Raw genomic sequence first — 19,665 nt, forward strand, 5'->3', positions numbered from 1 at the left:
GGTACCCGTGGTCGTCGTGGTCGTCGGCCACGTGCCGGGCGTGCCCGGTCCGAGCGGCCGGATCCGGTTCGAAGCCGTACTCGTCGACTGCCCGAAACCCGGGGAGGCGGGACCGAAACCCGGGGAGGCGGGCCCGGTGCCCGGGAGGGACCGGACCCGCCTTCGTGTTCAGCCGCGTTGTGTTCCGACCGTGACGGCGTCCCGGGCCGTTCGGCCGGCGCGCAGGTCGGTGAGGTTGTCCTGGAACGCCCGGCCCACGGCGGCGGGTTCGCCGGGGAAGGCGAAGGCGCAGTGCGGGGAGATCACCAGACCCGGTGTCCGCCATCGGGGGTCGTCGGCGGGGAGGGGCTCGATGTCGTGGACGTCGAGCAGCGCTCCGCGCAGTGCTCCGGTCTCCAGCGCCTCGTGCAGGGCCTCGTCGTCCACCGTGGCGGCCCGGCCGACGTTGACCAGTACCGCTCCGGCCGGCAGGGCGGCGAGTACGTCGGCGCCGACGAGGTGGTGGGTTCCGGCGGTGGCCGGCAGGCAGCAGACCACGTGGTCGGCGGTGGCGGCGGCCTCGGCCAGGCGGTCGGCGCCCACGGTGCGGTCCGCCCCCGGCACGCTCCGCTCCCCGGTGCGGGTGACGGCGACGCACCGGGCGCCCAGTGCGGTGACCTTGCGGATCACGGCCCGGCCGATCCTTCCGGCTCCCACGACCAGGACGGTCGATCCGCACAGCATCGTGGCGGTGGACATGTGCCAGGCACGTCGTTGGGGGCGTGCCGACAGGGTCGGGAACTCCTTGAGCAGCATGAGCAGTGCGGACAGCGCGTACTCCGCGACGGATTCGACGGGGACGCGCGCCGAGTTGGTCACCAGCGTCCCGGGGGCGAGTCCGGCGGCGGGGAGGTGGTCGGTTCCGGTGCCGGTGAGGTGCAGCCATCGGAGGCCGGGGAGCAGGGCGAGGGAGCGCTCGGGGAAGTGGTGGCCGATCAGCACCTCGACCTCGGCGAGTTCGCTCTGCGACAGGTCGGGGAGGGAGGCGGCCCGCACCGCCGTGACCAGTGGTTCCAGGTGGGGCAGCAGTTCTTCGGCCATCGCCGTGTGTGCGACGAGGACACGCGGGTCGTGCCAGGCGGACGTCCTCACCGGTGCACCGCCCGGTGTGCGAGGAGTTCCGCCACGGGGTCGGGGCTGCCTTGGCCGGTCAGCTCGGTCACGAGGGCGCAGTTGCGCCTGATCCTGTCCGCGATCCAGGCGCGCAGCCAGTCCGCGAGGCGGGGCGCGGACAGTCCGGACGGGGCCACCCCGGTCAGGATCGCCCCGGTCAGGGCTGCTCCGCCGACGTTCACCACCACGTCCGGCAGCACCGTGTGGCCCGCCTCGCGCAGGAGGCGGCGCGTGGTGGGGCCGCAGCTGAGGTTGCCGCCCTCGACGACGACGCGGGCGCGCACGTCCGGGACCGAGCCGGGGTCGATCGCGTCGGCCCCGGCCGCGAGGACGAGGACGTCCGCGTCGGCGGTCAGCCAGGCCCGGTCCGGGCCCAGGGACCGCACCCGGGCCGGGAGCAGCGAACGGTCGACGGTGCCGTCGGCGGAGGTCGCCGCGATCAGCCCTTCCGTGCTCAGGCCGGCCGGGTCGGTCAGGGTGCCCAGGACATCGGCGACGGCCACGATGCGGTGGCCCGCGCGTTCGAGGTGCAGTGCCGCGGCCCGGCCCACCGCTCCGAAGCCCTGCACCGCCACGCGCTGGGGTGCGGTGACCCGTTGTGTCTCCAGGGTGCTCAGGGCCGCCGTCGCGACGCCGAAGCCCGTGATGTCGGACATGGACCGGTAGAACTGCTCCCAGGGCACGTCCAGCCGGGTGGCCCCGGGTACTTCGGTGAGGTCGTAGTCGGCCGCGGCGAAGAACGTGTCGCGGTCCGCCGGCGTCGTGCCCTGGTCGCAGCCCAGGTACACACCGCCGTGCAGGAGCGGGCGGCCGACCCGGCCGAAGGTGCGCATCAGCCGGTCGCGGTCCGTGATGGCGGAGCGGGGGCGGATGCCCGCCTTGGCACCGCCGATCGGCAGGCCGACAAGTGCGAGTTTGTGGGTCATCGCCCTTGCCAGGGCTGCCAGTTCGAGTTCGTCGACGGTCCCGGTGAGGCGGGTTCCGCCCATGGCGAGGCCCCGTACGGTGCTGTCCACGACGACCCAGGCGTCGGCCTCGCAGCCGGGCAACGAGAGTGTGGTGGTGAAGAGCGGCGACGCGACCAGGGCGTCGTCGCCGTGCAGGAGTTGGTTCATGTCCACGTCTTTCTGGTTCCGGTGGGTACGTCGTGGCGAGGGTGCGGGCGCGGGTCGGGTACGTGTCCGTACGCGTCCGGGCCCCGGTGGCGGCGTGGCCCGAGCGGCGTCAGGTGCGGGTGGCGCTCCGGCGCAGCAGGGTGTCCGCCTCGTCCTGGAGCGTGTCGAGGTCGTCCGCCACGACCTCCGCCGTCGAGATGTCGGGGAGCCGGCTCTCGATGTGGCGCAGGGGGCGGTACCGCAGGCCGAGGACGCCCCACACCGCGAGCAGGAGTCCGCCGGTGATCATGAGCAGTCCCATGTCCCGGCCCGGACCCGTGCCGCCCGCGATCCGGAGGAACGGTTCCTGCCCGACGAGGGGGTCGAAGAAGTGGTTCAGCAGGAGGGGGGTGAGCAGGAAGCCGAGCGGCATCAGCCCGGTGGCGAGCATCTGGTTGGTGGCCACGACCCTGCCCTGCAGTTCCAGGCCCACCTTGGCCTGGAGGATGGCGAGCCAGTGTGCGTTGAGGAGGGCGTTGCACACCCACCACAGGAACAGGCCCACGCCCATGAGGACGGGTTCCGGCCGCAGCCCGATCAGCGCGGTGGCCAGGCCCATCCCGATCGTCATGCCGATCATGCCGTCGGCCCGGCGCCGGGTGCCGCCCCAGAAGGCCATGGCCAGGCCGCCGACCGCGGCGCCGAGGCCGCCCGCCGCGGTGACCGTGCCGAGGACGGCCGGGCTGCTCGTGGAGAGGACGAGCGGAGCCGTCAGCACCGTGGTGGTGGCGATGATGTAGTTGACGACGATGAAGAAGAGCACCATCGCCACCATGGGTGGCCGTCGTGCCAGGAAGCGCCAGCCCCCGGTGATCGAGGACAGGAAGCCCTCCTGACGTCTGCGGAAGAGGCGGTCCGGGAAGCGGATGACGAGCAGGACGGCCCCGCCCGCGAGGACGGCGACGAGGTCGAGGCAGATCACCCCGGCCAGTCCGGTGAGGCTGATCAGCGCTCCGCCGAGCACCGGCGCGATCAGTGTGCTGAGGGCGGTGCCCAGTTGCACCACGCCGTTGGCCTGGGCGAGGTAGGGCTTGGGCACCAGTTGGGCGACCGAGGCGAGGTAGGCGGGCCGTTGGAACGCCGCGGTGAGGGAGGTGAGCGCGGCGAACACCGCGACCTGCCACACCTGCAGCGTCCCGGTGGCCGCGGCGGCGACGAGGCCGGACAGGGTGACGCCGTAGACGGCGGCGCAGCCCAGCAGGACCTTGCGGCGGTCCCAGCGGTCGGTGGCGGCGCCGCCCAGTGGCGCGGCGAGGAAGGCCGGGAGCATGGCCAGCATGGTGACCATGGAGTAGGCGGACACCTGGTGGGTCTTCTGGAAGACCCACACCCCCAGGCCGAAGGAGGTGAGCGCCGAGCCGGTCATCGAGGCCGTCTGGCCGAGTGCGAAGAGGCCGAACCTGCGCAGGTCCCGTCGTTGCGACGAGTTGTCCGGTGCCTTCGGTACGGGGACGGCCGCGGGTGCGGAGTCGGAGGCGGACACGGAGGCGGACACGAAGTCGGAGGCGGAGGCCGTCGGGGCGGGTTCGGGGGCGGCCGGTGCGGAGAGTCGTTCCTCGATGATCCCGGCGAGTTCGCCGGCCTGGTGCTTGAGGAAGTAGTGCCCCGCGTGCGGGATGCGGGAGAGGGCGACGTCGTCGGCGACGGCGGTCCACTCGCGGTACCGCTCCTCGAAGAGTTCGGTGGTGCGGTCGCGGTCGCCGACGACGCACAGTACGGGCGCCCGCAGCCGCCGGGGGTCGTGGGTCTCGGAACGGGCGCTGAACCAGTCGACCGCTTGGCGTGCGTCGTGCCGGACGGCACGGATCACCGAGTCCCGGGTCTCCTCCTCCATCTGCCCGCCGAGTGCCCGCAGCACGTCGTGGTAGGCCCGGTCGGAGGTGCGCCGGTCGTCGGGGAACCAGCGGTGGACGAGGGCGGACAGCCGGCCGGGGAACCGTGCGCTGGGGAAGGCGGCGCCGAGGACGACACCGGCGAGTTCCTCGCCCGCCTCCTCCAGTGCGAGGGCGAGCGCGACCGCGGGTGCGGTGCCGACGCAGTGCCCGTAGACCAGGACCCTGCCGGTGTCGATGCCGGCGAGTTCGTCCCGGCAGCGTGCCACGACCTCGGTGAGGGGGCTCAGTTCCTCGTCGGCGCGTGCGGGGTCGTGGCCGGGCAGTTCCACGGCGAGCACCTGGACGTCCGGCCGTCGCGCGGCGAGTTCGTGTGCGAGGGGTTGGTACGAGGCCGCGGATCCGCCGCCGTAGGGCAGGCAGACGAGGGTCACCGCCGGGGACGTGCCCGGGGGCGGCCCGGCCAGCCGTTGGAGGAGCCCGGTGCCGGCGGCCCCGGGGTCGTCGAGCAGGGTCGCCAGTTCCCGCACCGTGGGATGGGTGAAGAGGGACACCACCCTCAGATCGGGGCCGATCAGCCGGGCGGCGCGCAGTGCGCTGAAGGAGTCCCCGCCCAGTGCGAAGAAGTCGTCGTCGATGTCGAGGTCCTGGTCGGGGAGTTCCAGTACCTCTTTCCAGGCCGCCGCGATGCGCTGTTCGGCGGCGCTGCGCGGGGGTGTGCCGTTGTGTTTCCCGGATGCCTGCGGGACGGGCAGGGCGGCGCGGTCCACCTTGCCGTTCGGGGTGAGCGGTATCCCGGGCAGGGGTACCAGGGCCGATGGGACCATGTGGTCGGGCAGTTGGGAGCGCAGGGCTGAGCGCACGGCCGCGATGTCGAACGGGGTGCCGTCGTCCGCCGGGACGATCCAGGCGACGAGGCGGCGCCGGTGTGCCTCCCCGACGGCGAGCACGACCGCCTCGCGCACGGAGGGCAGTGCCCGGCAGGCCGCGGCGACCTCGCCGGGTTCGACCCGGTATCCGCGTACCTTGACCTGGTCGTCGAGGCGGCCGAGGAATTCCAGGAGTCCGTCCGGGCGTATGCGTACCCGGTCGCCCGTGCGGTAGCAGCGCCGGGTTCCCTCGACCGGGTCCGGGACGAAGGCCCGTGCGGTGTCTTCGGTGTTCCCGGCGTAGCCGCGTGCGACTCCGGGGCCGGCGATCCACAGTTCCCCGGGGGTTCCCGGGGGTGCGAGGCGCCCGCCGCGGTCGACGACGTAGCACAGCGCGTTCGGGAAGGGCGTGCCGAGCGGCACGGAGGCAGGGGTCGTGACGGAGACGGTGGTGGTGGAGGAGGCGGTGGTGGTGTCCGCGGGGTCGTCGGTGTCGGTGTCGGTGTCGGTGGGTTCGCATCCGAGGACGGACACGGTCGTCTCGGTGGGGCCGTAGTGGTTGTGCACCCGCAGGCCGGGGCGGGCCGCGCGGACGCGGGCGACGAGTTGCGGCGGGCACGCCTCCCCGGCGAGCACGAGGAGGTGTTTCGGCAGTACGGCCGCCAAGTCGCCGTGGGCGGCGAGGAGTTCGAGGTGACTGGGCACCATCTTGACGACTTCCACCGGGTGGGTGGCGAAGTAGTCGGCCAGCCCTTCGGGGTCGGTGGCCCGTTCGCGTTCCACCAGGTGCAGCGTGCCGCCGCTCACCAGCGCCCCGAACAGCGAGAGGTATCCGAGGTCGGCCGCCGCCGTGGAGAGCAGGGCGAACGACCGCCCGTGTCCGTCGATCCGTTCCAGCGCGGCGTGCAGGTAGTGGGTGAGGGAGCGGTGCTCCACGCCGACGCCCTTGGGGGTGCCGGTCGTTCCGGAGGTGAAGATCAGGTAGGCGAGCTGGTCCTCCGCCACCTCCGCCCGTGTGCCGGGCCGGTCGGCGGGAGCGGTGCCGGGGGCGGCCAGGTCCTCCGTCACCAGGACGTGCGCCGCCCGCACCCGGTCGGCCAGGGCCCGCGGGGCCAGTACGAAGCGTGCGCCGGACGCCGTCACGGTGCGGGCGAGCCGGTCGTCGGGATGGGCGGGTTCCAGCGGGACGAAGGCCGCTCCGGCCCCGAGTACGCCCAGCAGGGCCACGGGCAGGTGGACGTCCCGCTCGGCCAGCACCGCCACCGGCTCGCCGGCGCGCACCCCGGCCGCGAGCAGGCCCTCGGCGACCCGGGCGGCCCGCTCCTCCAGTTCCGCGTAGGTGAGGGTGCCGTCCTCCGCGACGACGGCGGTCCGTCCGGGCGTGGAGCGGGCCCGGCGCCGCACCAGTTCGGGAACGGAGTCGCCGGGGTAGGTGCGTACCGGCCCGCGCAGCACTCCCTCCGCCGGGTCCGTCGGGAGCAGTTTGCCCACGGGGTGGTCGGGGTCGTCGACCAGGCCGGTCAGCAGCCGCAGGTAGGACTCGCCCAGCCGTCGCGCGGTCGCCGGGTCGAAGCGTTCGCGACGGTACTGGAGCACTCCGCTCAGCGGCCCCTCGGCACCCGCCAGGAAGCAGTGCAGGGCCAGTTCGCTCTTGACGGCGCCGGTCGCGATCTCGGTGAACCGGGTCGTCAGTCCCGGGAAGAGGCCGGTGAGGTCGGGCCGGACGTACAGGTTCGCCATCGTCTCGAAGAGGGGCCCGGTGCCGGAGGCGCGGTCGGGGCGCACCTGGTGCACGACACGGTCGAACGGGACGTCCGCCCGGGCCAGTGCGTCGAGCACGACGTCGCGCACCTCGGTCAGCAGGCGCCGCCCCGACCAGGCCGGGGACAGGACCGTCCGCATCACGACCGTGTTGACGAACGGGCCGACGGCCCGTCCGGCGCGTGCCGTGTGCCGTCCCCCGTCCGGTACCCCGACGGAGATGTCCTCGCTGTCGGACACCCGGGCCAGCAGCGCCTGCCAGCAGGCGAGAAGCACCATGAACAGCGTGACACCGTTGTCGGCGGCCAGGGAGTCGAGCCGCGCCCCGAGTCCGGCGGGGAAGACGAGGGGGACGCTGTCGCCCGCGTCGGAGGGGAACGGCCGGGCGGGACGGTCGGCGGGCAGGTCCAGTGCGGTGGGCGCGTCGCGCAGCCGCTCCTGCCACCAGTGCAGATGGCGGGCGGTCAGTTCCTCGGAGGCGGGCGTGACCACCTCGGAGTACTGCGGGGGTCGTGGTGGCGGCGGCCCCTGCCCCAGTTCGTGGGCGTAGAGCGCGGCCAGGTCGGTGAGCAGGAGGCCGTTGGACCAGGCGTCGGTCGCCATGTGGTGGAGGACCAGCAGGAGGGCGTGCTCCTGCTCGTCGAGGCGGAAGCAGGTGACGCGGAGCGGGCATTCGCGTTCGGGGGCGATCGGCTGCCGTACGTGCTCGTGGACGAGCCGGTCGAGTTCGGCCCCGGGGTCCGCGGCGGCGCCGAGGTCGACGAAGTCCAGGGGTACGGCCGAGGCCGGGCGCAGGGCCATTACGGGGGCGGGGCCCGAGGCGTCGACGACGCCGCGCAGCACGTCGTGCCGTTCGACGAGCCCGCGCAGTGCGGTCAGGAGGGCCGGGCGGTCCAGCGGACCGCTCAGCCGCAGCAGGACGGGGACCAGGTAGGCGGGGCTGTCCGGCTGGAGCTGGGAGGCGAGCCACATCGCGTGCTGTGCGGGACCGAGCGGCAGGGGCTCGTCCCCCGGCCGTGCGGCGGGGGCCTGCGGGCGCTGTGACCTGCGGGCGGACAGCAGGGCGCGCAGCCGGTCCTGGTCGGCCCGGGAGGCCGTGGTCGTCGTGTCGCTCATGCCGTCGCCTCCTTCCGGTCCGGGTCCGCCGCGTCCAGGGCGGCCAGTGCCTGCTGTTCGACCTCGGCGGCCAGATCGCGCAGCACCGGCAGGGCGAAGACCGTGCGCACCGGGACGTCGACGCCGAGCGCTTCCCAGATCTCGGCCGCGACCCGCATCGCGGTGAGCGAGGTCCCTCCGAGGTCGAGGAACGAGTCGGAGGCGGACACGTCCTGCACCGGCAGCAGCTGTTCCCAGAGGGTCGCCAGGAACTCCTCGACGACGGTGGACGGTGCGATCCTTTGCCTTCCGTCCGGGTCCGGCAACTCGGCCGACGGGGACGGGAGTTCGGCCGGTGGGGGCGGGAGGGGCAGGTCGATGGCCGAGCAGGAGCGGTCGGGTGCTTCGGTGCCGCGGGCGAGGACGTGGAGGAGCCCGTCCAGCAGGGCCCCGGCGGCCTGTTCGTCGAAGCATTCGAGGTCGTGGACGAGGTGGATCTCGGTGCCCGACACCGTTGTGTTGACGAGGAAGGTGGCGTCGTCCCGCGCGCTGCCGGTGTCGCGTTCGCCGAGGACCCGCAGGGTCACCTCCCCGGCGTCGACCCGGACCGGTGCCCCCGACGGCCGCATGGAGAGCGATACCGGGGTCAGGGGCGCGCCGGGGCGCCTCGGTACTCCCGCTGCCGTGGCCGCCCCGGCGAGTGCGGCGGCGGGGAGCATCGTGTGTGCGAGCGCCCGGTTGCGTGCCAGGGCCGCCCGCGCGGCCACGGTGCGGAAGGTCTCCTCGGGCCTGAAGCCGACCCGGACCGGGGGGACGAAGAGCAGGGGCCCCACGACCCGGTCGAGTTCCGGTACGGGGCGCCGCGCCACCGGCACGGCGACGAGGACGTCGTGCCGTCCGGTCCAGTGCGCCATGAGCACATCGAGCGCCGCCAGGTACACCGCGAATTCCGAGACGCCCGAGGAGACCGCCAGGTCCCGTACGGCTTCGGCGGTGCCGGGCGGCAGCAGGCGCACCAGCCTGGCGCCCCGGTGCGCGGGGGTTCCCGTACGCGTGCGGCGTGCGAGGTCCCACGGGGGCAGTGCCCCCTTGAGTTCCTCGCGCCAGAAGTCGCGGTCGGACCGGGAGGAGAGCGTGAGGGCGTGTTCCTCCCAGCGCGCCACGTCCCCGAGTTGCACGGCCGGTTCCGGCACGGGCCGGCCGTCGAGGGCGGCGGCGAGTTCCTCCAGGACGAGGCCCCCCGACCATCCGTCGAAGGCCAGGTGGTCGACGGCGATCACCAGCCGGGCCCGGTCGGGGGCGGTGCGGACGAGCACGGTGCGCAGCAGCGGGGTGTCCTCGGGCGTGAAGACCTGTCGGGCCGCCGCGTCGACGAGCGCGTCGGTCTCCTCCGCCGTCCGCCGCGTCATGTCGTGTTCGGTGAGGGGCACCGGTGCCGGGGGCAGCACCCGTGCCACCGGGCCGTGCGGGGTTTCCGCCACGACGGTGCGCAGCGCCTCGTGCCGCACCACGAGTGCGTCGAGGGCGGCGCGGAGCGCGTCGGTGGTGACGGCGCCGTCGATGCCGAGGACGAACGCCTCCGTGGTGATGCCGGGTACCGGGCTGATCTGGCGGGTCGTCCACAGTTCGCGCTGCATGTCGCTCAGCGGCGACTCGGTGGCGTCCGGCCGCCGGACCGGCGCGGGCACCGGAGGGGCGTCGTCGATGAGTCCGGCCAGGGCCGCCACGGTCGGCTCGGTGAGGAAGTCCCCCAGGGGGACCACCGCTCCCCATTCGGTGCGGACCCTGGCGAGGACCCGCGCGGCGGCCAGGGAGTGTCCTCCGAGGAGGTCGAAGCGGTCGGTGCGGCCCACCGGCCGGTCCGTGCCGAGCACCTCGCCGACGATCGCCGCGAGCCGGGTCTCCGCTCCCGGCCGGGGGCGTTCGCCCGGTTCGGTCGTGCCGGCGGGCGGGGTCACGGCGGACAGGGCCTTGCGGTCCACCTTGCCGTTGCTGCTGCGCGGCAGCCGGTCCGTCACCAGGACGCGGGCCGGCACGAGGTAGTGCGGGAGTCGGGTGCGCAGCAGCCGGAGGAGTTCCTCCTCGGTGGGCGCGGGAGCGCTCTCCGGGACGGCCTCGACGTGCGCGTGCAGGGTCCGTGTGCCCCCTTGGTCCACGGGGGCGAGGACGACGGCGTGCCGCACGCCCGGGAGCGTCGCGAGGACCGCCTCGATGTCACCGGGTTCGACGCGGAAGCCGCGTACCTTGATCTGTTCGTCGAGGCGTCCGAGGTAGTGCAGCACGCCGTTCGTGCGGCGTACGAGGTCGCCGGTGCGGTACCGCCTGCCGCCGGGTGCGTCGGGGTCGGTGACGAAGCTCGCCGCCGTCGCCTCCGGGGAGTCCAGGTAGCCGAGGCCGACCAGCGGGCCGGCGACCCACAGTTCGCCGGCGGTGCCGTCCGGCACCGGGCGCTGCCGGGGGTCGCGCACCGTGAGTTCGCAGCCGGCGACGGCCGTGCCTATGGGGGGCGTGCCCGTTTCGTCACGGCCTATCGGGTGGGTGGCGCAGAAGACGGTGCATTCGGTGGGCCCGTAGAGGTTGACGACGGTTTCGACCCCCGGTTGTGCGTAGAGCTGGTCGACGAGGGGGCGGGGCACCGGTTCCGCGCCGGCGTTGACCCGGCGTACGCCCGGCGGCAGCGGGCGTTCCAGCAGCATCGCGAGGCCGGAGGGAGGGGCGCTGATCATGGTGACCTCGTCCCGTGCGGGGAGGTCGGGGAGCGCCAGGATGTCGTCGGCGAGGACGACGCTGCCTCCCGCGCACAACGGGCCGAAGATCTGGTGGATGGAGGCGTCGAAGGAGAGCGAAGCGGTCGCCAGGCCCACCCGCAGGTGCGCGGGGTCGATGGTCCGGGTCATCCATTCCATCAGGGCGAGCACGGAGGAGTGTCCGATGACCACACCCTTGGGGGTGCCGGTGGAGCCGGAGGTGAACAGGACGTACGCCTCCTCGCCCGCGGTTCGTGCCGGGGGCGGTGCGGGGCTGTCGTGGACGTCCTGGTGCGGGGTGGTGTCGACGATGAGGGGGCGGGCGCCCGCGGCCGCGACGACGGGGGCCAGTTCGGGTGTGGTGAGGACCTCGCCGATCCCGGCGGCGTCGACCATGTGGGCCAGCCGGGACGGCGGGAGCGCGGGGTCGAGGGCCACGCAGGAGCGGCCGGCCCGCCACACTCCCAGGAAGGCGGCGACCGTGCGTTCGTCGCGGCCGAGGCAGATTCCGGTTCTGCCCCGTGGGGCGGTCGAAAGGAGTGCGCCGATCCGTGCGGCGAGGGCGAGCAGTTCCCGGTAACTCATTCTGCGTTCGCCCGCGATCACGGCGGTGGCTTCGGGGTGCTGGGCGGCCCGGCGGGCCACCAGGTCGTGGACGGTCCGGGGAGGAAAGTGCTCCTCGGACCGTGGTTGCTGCGGAGGATCGACCTGCATGGGATGGCTCCAGATATTCGAGAGCGCCGCGGGATGGGGGCACCGTGACGCGTGGGAACAAGCCCCCATGGGTACGGGGGTGCCTCGGACGGGCGGAGAAGGAAGAAGGAAGGAAGAGCGGGGTGCGTGGCATCCCGGTGAGGGCCGACCGTCGGGTCAGCGGGTCCCTTCGCGGGACCCGGTCGCGGCGGCGCGGGTGTCGCGTTCCCGCAGCAGGGCCGCGAGCAGGGGCCGGTCGCCCGGTGTGGCGGAGGGTGCGGCGGGCGCGGTCCGCCCGGCGCCGAGCCGCTGTTCGGCGCGTGCGCGCAGCTCCGCCCGGTCCAGCTTGCCGCTGCCGGTCTGGGGAATCCCGTCGAGCGTCAGGTAGTGCCCGGGCACGTACGCGGCGGGGAGGGCGGAGGCGATGTGTGTGCGCAGGGCGGCGGAGAGTTCGCGGGAGGGGGTGCCGGCCCCGGTCGCGCGGATCCACGCCACGAGTTCGGTGTCCTCCCCGAGCCGGACCGCCACCACCACGGCCTCGTTCACCGAGGGGTGGGAACGCAGCCGGTGCTCGACCTCCTGCGGTTCGATGCGCTGCCCGCGGATCTTCACCTGGTCGTCGGTCCGTCCCAGGTACTCCAGGTTCCCGCCGGTCAGGCGCACCCGGTCGCCGGTCCGGTAGATCCGGTCCACGGACGCTCCCGGTGGTGCGGGCACGAAGGCGCGGGCGGTCCGTACGGGATCGTCGAGGTAGCCCAGGGCCAGTGGCGTGCCCCCGATGCACAACTCCCCTTCGTCGCCGTCGAGTACCGGCCCGCCGTCCTGGCCGACCACGAGCAGTACGCAGTTGTCGATCGGGCGGCCGATGAGGATGCGGTCGATCTCCCGCGCCGGGGTCGGGACGGTCCAGTGGCTGACCTCGATGGCTGCCTCGGTGGGGCCGTAGAGGTTGTGCAGGGCGGCGGGGACGGTGTCCACGCACGCACGCGCCACTTCGACCGGCAGTGCTTCGCCGCTGCAGAAGATGTGCCGCAGAGAGGTGCACCGTGCCGCATCGCGGTGGCGGAGGAACTCGCGGAGCATGGTGGGGACGAAGTGGCAGAGTGTGATGCCCCGTTCGCGGATGGCACGTGCCACGAGTCCGGGTTCGCGGTGCTCCCCGGGCGGCAGCAGGACGCAGGTGCCGCCGGACATGAGGGGGAGCCACAACTCCCAGCCGGAAACGTCGAAGGTGACGGGGGTCTTCTGCAGGACGCGGTCGCCGGGGCCGGCCCCGTAGGCGTCGCGCATCCACACCAGCCGGTTGACGAGGGCGGCGCTCGGCAGTACGACTCCCTTGGGCGTGCCGGTGGATCCCGATGTGAACAGCACGTAGACGGGCTGCTCGTCGGGGACCGGCGGCAAGGCGTCCCACTCCGTCTCCCCCGTCGCCGGGCCCTCGAAGCGCGCGGGCAGCACGAGCGTGCGCAGCCCCTGCGCGGCCATCCGGTCCCGTGTCGTGCCGGTGACGAGGGCCAGGGTGCTGCCCGACACGTCGAGCACGCGTCGCAGCCGGTCCGGGGGGTCGTCCGCGTCCAGGGGGAGGTAGGGACGCCCTGCTTTCAGGATGCCGAGCAGGGCCACGAGCAGTTGGACGCTCCGCGGAACGGCCATCGCCACGGGCCGGCCCGATGGTGTTGTGGCCCGTACCGTACGGGCCACCCCGTCGGACCACGCTTCGAGTTGCGCGTATGTCAGTCTCTCGTCGCCGCACTCGACGGCGACGGCCGTGGGTCTCTTCCGGGACATTTCCCTGATCAGCCCCGGGAGCCCTGCGGGGATGGAACACACTGTCCGCCGGCCGGATAACTCGGCCATCGACGGGCCCTGTTGGGGGCGCACATCCGCTCCACTCATTTTTGTGACCGTTTCAGCGCGAACTTATAGAGGTGGTGAAGCACAACACAAGGTTCCTTGATGCCATGCTGACGTTTCCTTCCCGTCCGGGGAGGAATGCGCGGGTGGGCGCGGGTCTCCCGGACGGTTCGCATCACAGGCCGCGGTGGCACCGGAGCCTTTGCGTGAGAGGAGACGGAGGCATCCGCGGTCAGGTTGCACAACAATCCGAAAAAAACTTCCTGGAGCACCACGCAACCTCGTGGCGCGATACCCCGTCCGAAGAGGGGGCGGGGGGCATGCCGACTTCATTGCATTCACCTGATTGCACTGTCATCTTCCGTTGTCGTCAGGGAGGTTGGATCGGAAAGGTTGGAACAGGGCAGTCTGCACATGACAGTTGGACCGGGTATTTCACGACGGGGAAGTCGGGGAAGGGCAGTTGGAGTGGGGAAGATCGAGCCATCCGCCGCGAAAGCGAACCGGAGTTGTTGCCCGGCCGTCTTCTAGGGTGGTCCGCATGACGATCGACACGGGAGCCGCCGGCCTGCTCTTCGAATCCCTCCGGGCGGACGCCCTCACCGACCCGGACCAGTTGCGCGAGCTCTACCCACCGCCGAACCCGAACTCGCTCCGCAAGGAGATCGACCACCTGACCGAGGAGGCCCGGTCACTGATCGGCTGTTCCTCGCTGGTGTTCATCGGCAGTGCGGACGCCGGGGGCCGGGCGGACGTGACACCGCGTGGCGGCCCGGCCGGGTTCGTCTCGGTGCTGGACGAGCGGACCCTGGTGATTCCCGACGCGACCGGCAACAAGCGGCTCGACACCATGCACAACGTGTTGGAGACCGGACGCGTCGGGCTGCTCTTCCTCGTCCCCGGCCGCCCGACCACACTGCGCGTCAACGGCCGTGCCTGCGTCTCGGCGCGCCCGGAGCTGCTCGCCCTGCTCACTCCCGTCGGGAAACCGCCGGTCACGGCGCTCGTGGTGGAGGTCGAGCAGGTCTATCCGCACTGCCCGAAGTCGCTGATGCGCGCCGACGCCTGGCGGCCTGAGCGGTGGGTGCCCGCCGACGCCCAGCCGACCAGTGCCGAGGTGACGCTGGCCCAGCTGGACCTGCCGGACCTCACCGTCGACCAGGTCGAGGAGGCCGAACAGGAGTCGCTGCGCCTGCGTTACGAGTGAAACCCGGCCGCGCCACGAATGAACCTGGACCGCGCCCCGGCCGGTGAGCCGCTCAGTGGTCCCCCAGCAGCCCTGCGTCATGCGCCAGCACGGCCGCCTGTACGCGGTTGGCGCTGCCCGTGCGCGTCAGGATGCGGCTGATGTGCGCCTTGACCGTGCCGGTGCTGATGTACAGCTCGTCGGCGATCTCGGGGTTGGACAGGCCCTGGCCGAGCAGGCGCAGCACGTCGCGTTCGGCCGGGGTGAGTTCCTCGATCCTGCGCAGTGCGTTCTCGGTGTCACGGCCGTACTGGACGTGGCGTTCGAGGAGTTGGCGGGTGACGCGGGGGGCCAGGACCGGTTCGCCCTTCGCGGCCAGGCGGACGGCGTGGATCAGTTCGTTGGGACCGGTGTCCTTGAGGAGGTAGCCCGCCGCGCCGGCCCGCAGGGCACGCGTGACGCTCGCCTCCTCGCCGAAGGCCGTCAGCATCACCACATGCGTGCGGGGTGAGAGGCGGGTGATGTCCTGCGCGGCCGCGATCCCGTCCCGGCCCGGCATCTGGAGGTCGAGGAGCGCGACGTCGACCTCCTGGGACCGGCAGGCCGCTGCCGCCTCCCCGCCGTCGGCGGCCTCGGCCACGACCTCGATGTCCTCGGCGTTCTCCAGGATCAGCCGGATGCCCGCACGCATCAGCGCCTCGTCGTCGGCAACCAGAACTCGGATCACCCGCTCATCTTAGGACCGCCGCCACCAGCAGTACGACCAGGAAGCCCACCGTGGGCAGGACCACGGCCACCGCGGCGCAGCCGGCTCCCAGGATCCGCGGCCAGGTCAGCACCTCGGCCCGCACCGGGGCGTGCGCCCCCCTCCGGCCCCGGCCGGTGGCCGGTGCCCCGAACGCCGACGGTCCGCCGTACGCCGGTGGTCCGTATGCCGGTGGTCCGTATGCCGGTGCCCCGAACGTCTGCGGTCCGTGTGCCGTGGTCCCGGACATCGGCGGCTCGTGCACGGGGGCATCGGCCGGGGGTCGAGCACGGGCGGGCAGGGGGCCGCCGTCGACGTCGCGGGAGGGCAGACGGGCCGTCACGGCGAAGCCCCCGTCCGGCAGGGGCCCCGCCGCGAACGTGCCGCCCAGCATGGAGACCCGCTCGTGCAGACCGGCCAGACCGCTGTGCGTGCCTCCCTGCGAGTGGTCGCCCTCGCGCGGAGCCCCGTTCACCACACCGACCACGAGCTCCGCGCCCTCGGCCCGGACCTCCACCCGCACGGGTGCGCCGGAGGCGTGTTTCAGTACGTTCGTCAGCCCCTCGCGGACCACCCGGTGGACCGCCTGCCGGGTACGGGCGTCGACCTCGGCCGCCGCGGGGAGCGACCACACCAGCTCCACCGGCCCGCGGCCCGTCTGCCGGGACTGCGTGACCAGCGCGGAGATGTCCTCGTACGTCCCCCGCGCACCCGTGTCCGCGGCGGCGTCCTCGCCCTCGTCCGCGAGGTCCGTGTGCCGGAGCACACCGAGGATCTCGCGCAACTCGTCCATCGCCGTACCGGCCGTCGTGCGCAGCAGTTCCGCCTGTCCCGCGAGGGCGGGGGCCTGTCGTCCGGCGGCCAGTTCCAGCGCCCCGGCGTGCACCGAGATCAGGCTCAGCCGGTGGCCGAGGAGGTCGTGCATCTCGCCGGCTATCCGGGTCCGCTCCTCCATCCGGGCCGCCGCCGCGGTCAGCGCACGGGTCTGTTCCAGATAGGCGTTGCGTTCCCGCAACAGGCCGACCAGGGGCCGCCGTCTGCCGAGCAACGTCCCCGACAGGGCCGGGAGGAGGAGAAGCAGTACCGCGGAGACCGCGTTGCCGGCCAGGTCCGCCGGCAGGGAATCCCAACGGAAGAAGCCGCGTACGACGGTCAGCACCCCGACCACCGCGCAGGTCGCCCCCACCACCCGCCACGCACGTCGTGGCGGCGCGATCCGGCGGGTGGCGGACAGCACGATCAGCGAAATCGCCGCCAGCGTCCACACATTGGCACCCACCAGCAGCGGTGCGGTGCACACCACCGCCGCCACGGGCCGCCCGCGCCGCCCCACCACGAGCAGCGCCGCCCACAACGCCTCCAGCACCGCCAGGACGGGCCGGGCCGGATGCACCACCAGCAGCGGGACCAGTCCGAGGGCCAGCACGAGGACGCCCAGCGCGACATCGACGGCGACGGCCGTACGCGCGGCGTCCCGTACGGCGGCCCGGCTCGCGACCACCTCCGCACGCACCCACCGGACCACGTCACCCGGCCCCCGCCAGGCGGGCACACGGGCCCGGTCGGCGTTCTCGGGTACCTCACTCATGGTCGTCTCCGCCTCCGACGCAATGGACTCGCCGGGATGGACGGTAGCGCCGGACCGGGCTGCCGTGTCCCGGCGGCCACCGCCGTCACGCGCCCGGCCCGAGCGGCAGGTCGGCCCGCAGCGCGGCGACGTCCACGTGATGGTCAGTCAACAACCCGATGACCGTGGCTTCCTGGGCCGTGGTGTCCGAGGTCGCGGTGTCCTGGGCCGGGGTGCCCTGGGGCCGGCCGTCCGGGGTCGTGGCGCCCTGGGCCGGGACGTCCGCCGCGGACTCGTCGAGGAGAGCGGCCAGCAGGTGCACCGTTCCGACGGTGGCCGATCCGTGCTCGGCGGCCGTGAGCTGGGCGACGGCCTTGACCCGCTCGGCGGTGTCGGAGAACAGTACCTCCCCCACCGCACCGTCCTCCGTAGTGGTGTTCGCCGCCCGGTTCAGCGGGTCCAGCCGTACGCCGTGCCGGTTCAGCAGCGTGGCGGCGGAGTTGACGGCCACCAGGCCCTCGGGCAGGGCTTTCCCGGCGACGGCCAGGGCACGGTCCAGGGCGAGGATGCCCAGCAGGAGGTCGACGGGGCGCGCCTCCGAACGCCCGCACCGCACCGCCTGCCGGGTCGCTTCGAGGAACACCGCGAACAACAACGGGGAGCCGTACTGCCCCGACCCGGAGAACCACGACGTCAGCGCGCGCGTCAGACGGTTGCCGCTCCGGCCCAGCGTGCCGGCCCGGCGAAGAAGCAGGACGCCGTACGACTCCGGCCGCTCCGAATCGGCCGGGGCACTCGCGTCCAGGGCGTCGAGCGCGGTCGCCGCGGCGGCCAGGTCCAGCCTCCTCACCACCAGTGCCTCGCGGGCGCGGCTGTCCGGCAGCTCCAGCAGGGCGCGCGCCACGTGCCGACAGCGTACGGAGACGGTCCCTTCGGCCCGGGCCGCCTTCAGCGCGGACAGCAGGCACACGCGCAGTGCTCCCGTCATGCCGGGCAGCGGCCGGTCGCTCCCTGCGGCCGGACGGCGCGGGTCGAGCCCGAACCGCCAATGCGCCTCGCGCCAGGCGGCGGTGATCTCATGGGCGTCGGCCGCGTCCTCGTCGGCCGCGGTCCCGGCGGTTTCGGGCACGGTCCCGGCCGCGTCGTCCGTACTCGCCCAGCCGATTCCTCCCCGTCCCGAGACCAGGCCGCCGAGCGCACCGGCCCTCCGCATCCCCGGTGCGATCGCCGCACCCGCGTCGCTGTCCCCCATCACGAGCGCGGCCAACAGGTTCTCGGTCCCCACCGCCGTCGCCCCGGACTTGACCGCGCCGTGCAGTGCCGCGACGAGCAGCGTCATGACGTCGGTCTCGAACTCCACACTCGTACCGGCCGCGGCCGTGGCGTCCCCGTGCACCGTGGTCGTACCTCGCTGATCCATCGAGCATCCCCCTCTTTCGGCTCCGGTGTCCGATCGGGTTCGACACTAGGAGGACCGGCCACGGCACCGCGTCGGCCGACCGGCCATGCCCTCGGGCCGATCGGCCACGGCGGCACGCAGGCACGGCGGCACGCAGGCACGGCGGCACGCGGCCACGGCGGCGCTCAGGCGCTCAGGCGCTCAGGCGCGACATTCCGGCGGCGACGCACCGTTCTCGAACTCCTGCTCCCGTGCCAGGAGTTGATAGAACTTGACTCGTCCTGTCCGAGCCGGTCGGCGTAGGCGCATGTCGCTGCGAACGGTGGCAGGCTTCTTCGTGACCGGCTCACCACTCACCCATCCACCCATCCGCACCCGGACGTGCGCCCCGGACACCGCTCGACGGCCCGTTCCGGCCGGTGCGCCCCACCTCCGAGAAGGGCTCCGACATGCCATCTCCCGCTTCCACGAAGCGAACCGTCGCGGCGGTGCACGCCGCTCCGGTGTTCATGGACACCGAGGCGACCGTCGACAAGGTCGTCCGCTTCGTCGAGCAGGCCGGCCGGGAAGGCATCGACCTGCTGGTGTTCCCCGAGACCTTCGTGCCCGGTTACCCGTACTGGATCGAGGCATACGCCCCGTTGGACCAGCAGGGCGCCAACGCCGCCTACGCCGAGGCGTCCGTCGAGGTGCCCGGTCCGCAGATCGCCCGGGTCCAGGCCGCCTGTGCCCGCGCCGGGGCCGGTGTCGTCCTCGGTGTCAGCGAACGGCTCCCGGGGACCCGCACGTGCTTCAACAGCCAGGTCTTCGTCGAACCCGACGGCACTCTCCTCGGAGTCCACCGCAAGCTCCAGCCCACCTACGCCGAACGGATCGTGTGGGCCCAGGGCGGCGGCGCCACCCTCAGCGTCTTCGACAGCGCCCTGGGCCGGATCGGTGGCCTGGCCTGCTGGGAGCACACCATGAACCTGGCCCGGCAGTCCCTGATCACCCAGGGCCAGCAGATCCACGCGGCAGCATGGCCCGGCCTGTCCACCATGGCCGGCTTCGAGGCCGTCGCCGACATCCAGATCGACGCCATGATGAAGACCCACGCGCTCACGGCACAGGCGTTCGTCGTCTCCGCCGGGAACCCGGTGGACGAGACGTGCCTGCGGTGGATGGAGTCCACCGTCGGACCGCAGAAGCACATCACCGCGGGCGGCGGCTGGTCGGCCGTGATCCACCCCTTCAACCAGTACCTCGCCGGCCCGCACACCGGCGCCGAGGAGAAGCTCGTCACCGCCGGGATCGACCTCGCCGACATCGACGCCGTCAAGGTCTGGGTCGACTCCCGCGGCCACTACGCGCGACCGGAGATCCTCGGCCTGCGGGTCGACCGGCGGCCGCTCTGGCACGACGAAGGACACCGCGAGTGGCCTGCCGCCCCGAGCGACGACACCACCGCCCCGGCGGCCGGTACGACCTGAGCGGACGGCATCGGCTCCCGCGCCCCGCCAATCGGCCGGCAGAACCCGTTCCCGCACCGTGACCCGCGTCACACCACGTGTGCGGGAACTCGCGCACCTCTCGCACCGACTCCTGTACGTCACCGTCCCCACCGGTCCACGT

Annotated in this window: 10 protein-coding genes; 2 read left to right on the plus strand and 8 right to left on the minus strand. The window is 73.2% G+C overall.

Going from position 1 to position 19,665, the window contains the following annotated elements; all coding sequences use genetic code 11:
- Window positions 1–168: 168 nt before the first annotated feature.
- The 5 genes from ABZZ04_RS23020 to ABZZ04_RS23040 form a co-directional block, all read right to left on the minus strand.
- Window positions 169–1,131 carry a D-2-hydroxyacid dehydrogenase gene (locus ABZZ04_RS23020; protein WP_356934069.1) on the minus strand — a complete coding sequence of 321 codons (963 nt, stop codon included), beginning with the start codon at window positions 1,129–1,131 and terminating at the stop codon, window positions 169–171.
- Window positions 1,128–2,267: a Glu/Leu/Phe/Val dehydrogenase dimerization domain-containing protein gene (locus ABZZ04_RS23025; RefSeq protein WP_356934070.1), complete on the minus strand. Its 1,140-nt coding sequence runs from the start codon at window positions 2,265–2,267 to the stop codon at window positions 1,128–1,130. The genes ABZZ04_RS23020 and ABZZ04_RS23025 overlap by 4 nt, the downstream gene beginning before the upstream one ends.
- Window positions 2,268–2,376: 109 nt before the next feature.
- Window positions 2,377–7,884: an amino acid adenylation domain-containing protein gene (locus ABZZ04_RS23030; protein WP_356934071.1), complete on the minus strand. Its 5,508-nt coding sequence runs from the start codon at window positions 7,882–7,884 to the stop codon at window positions 2,377–2,379.
- Window positions 7,881–11,324 (minus strand): amino acid adenylation domain-containing protein, encoded by a 3,444-nt coding sequence (locus ABZZ04_RS23035; protein ID WP_356934072.1) that lies wholly within the window; start codon window positions 11,322–11,324, stop codon window positions 7,881–7,883. The genes ABZZ04_RS23030 and ABZZ04_RS23035 overlap by 4 nt, the downstream gene beginning before the upstream one ends.
- 156 nt (window positions 11,325–11,480) lie before the next feature.
- Entirely contained in the window at window positions 11,481–13,091 is a 1,611-nt protein-coding gene (locus ABZZ04_RS23040; protein WP_356934073.1) for an amino acid adenylation domain-containing protein, read from the minus strand.
- 607 nt (window positions 13,092–13,698) lie between these two features.
- On the opposite strand from ABZZ04_RS23040, the gene ABZZ04_RS23045 reads away from it, so the two are divergent.
- Window positions 13,699–14,364 (plus strand): MSMEG_1061 family FMN-dependent PPOX-type flavoprotein, encoded by a 666-nt coding sequence (locus ABZZ04_RS23045; protein ID WP_356934074.1) that lies wholly within the window; start codon window positions 13,699–13,701, stop codon window positions 14,362–14,364.
- A gap of 52 nt (window positions 14,365–14,416) precedes the next feature.
- On the opposite strand, the gene ABZZ04_RS23050 is transcribed toward ABZZ04_RS23045, so the two are convergent.
- The 3 genes from ABZZ04_RS23050 to ABZZ04_RS23060 all read right to left on the minus strand — a co-directional run bounded on the left by ABZZ04_RS23050 (window position 14,417) and on the right by ABZZ04_RS23060 (window position 18,075).
- Window positions 14,417–15,070, minus strand: a complete 654-nt coding sequence (locus ABZZ04_RS23050; protein ID WP_356934075.1) for a response regulator transcription factor — start codon at window positions 15,068–15,070, stop codon at window positions 14,417–14,419.
- Window positions 15,071–15,074: 4 nt separating this feature from the next.
- Window positions 15,075–16,676, minus strand: a complete 1,602-nt coding sequence (locus ABZZ04_RS23055; protein WP_356934076.1) for a histidine kinase — start codon at window positions 16,674–16,676, stop codon at window positions 15,075–15,077.
- Window positions 16,677–16,761: 85 nt separating this feature from the next.
- Window positions 16,762–18,075: a Clp protease N-terminal domain-containing protein gene (locus ABZZ04_RS23060; protein ID WP_356934077.1), complete on the minus strand. Its 1,314-nt coding sequence runs from the start codon at window positions 18,073–18,075 to the stop codon at window positions 16,762–16,764.
- A 428-nt stretch (window positions 18,076–18,503) separates the two neighbouring features.
- Here ABZZ04_RS23060 and ABZZ04_RS23065 point away from each other — a divergent pair, with 428 nt between their 5' ends.
- Complete coding sequence (locus ABZZ04_RS23065) at window positions 18,504–19,523, plus strand: carbon-nitrogen hydrolase family protein (protein ID WP_356934078.1); 1,020 nt, start codon at window positions 18,504–18,506, stop codon at window positions 19,521–19,523.
- Window positions 19,524–19,665: the final 142 nt, after the last annotated feature.

The sequence above is a fragment of the Streptomyces sp. NPDC006435 genome (genome assembly GCF_040612315.1).
Lineage (GTDB): Bacteria > Actinomycetota > Actinomycetes > Streptomycetales > Streptomycetaceae > Streptomyces.

Excerpts from the sequence above, each read along its gene's own strand:
- ABZZ04_RS23065 (WP_356934078.1), top strand. The coding sequence starts at position 18,504 with ATGCCATCTCCCGCTTCCACGAAGCGAACCGTCGCGGCGGTGCACGCC.
- ABZZ04_RS23040 (WP_356934073.1), bottom strand. The coding sequence starts at position 13,091 with ATGTCCCGGAAGAGACCCACGGCCGTCGCCGTCGAGTGCGGCGACGAG.
- ABZZ04_RS23045 (WP_356934074.1), top strand. The coding sequence starts at position 13,699 with ATGACGATCGACACGGGAGCCGCCGGCCTGCTCTTCGAATCCCTCCGG.
- ABZZ04_RS23060 (WP_356934077.1), bottom strand. The coding sequence starts at position 18,075 with ATGGATCAGCGAGGTACGACCACGGTGCACGGGGACGCCACGGCCGCG.
- ABZZ04_RS23055 (WP_356934076.1), bottom strand. The coding sequence starts at position 16,676 with ATGAGTGAGGTACCCGAGAACGCCGACCGGGCCCGTGTGCCCGCCTGG.
- ABZZ04_RS23025 (WP_356934070.1), bottom strand. The coding sequence starts at position 2,267 with ATGAACCAACTCCTGCACGGCGACGACGCCCTGGTCGCGTCGCCGCTC.
- ABZZ04_RS23035 (WP_356934072.1), bottom strand. The coding sequence starts at position 11,324 with ATGCAGGTCGATCCTCCGCAGCAACCACGGTCCGAGGAGCACTTTCCT.
- ABZZ04_RS23030 (WP_356934071.1), bottom strand. The coding sequence starts at position 7,884 with ATGAGCGACACGACGACCACGGCCTCCCGGGCCGACCAGGACCGGCTG.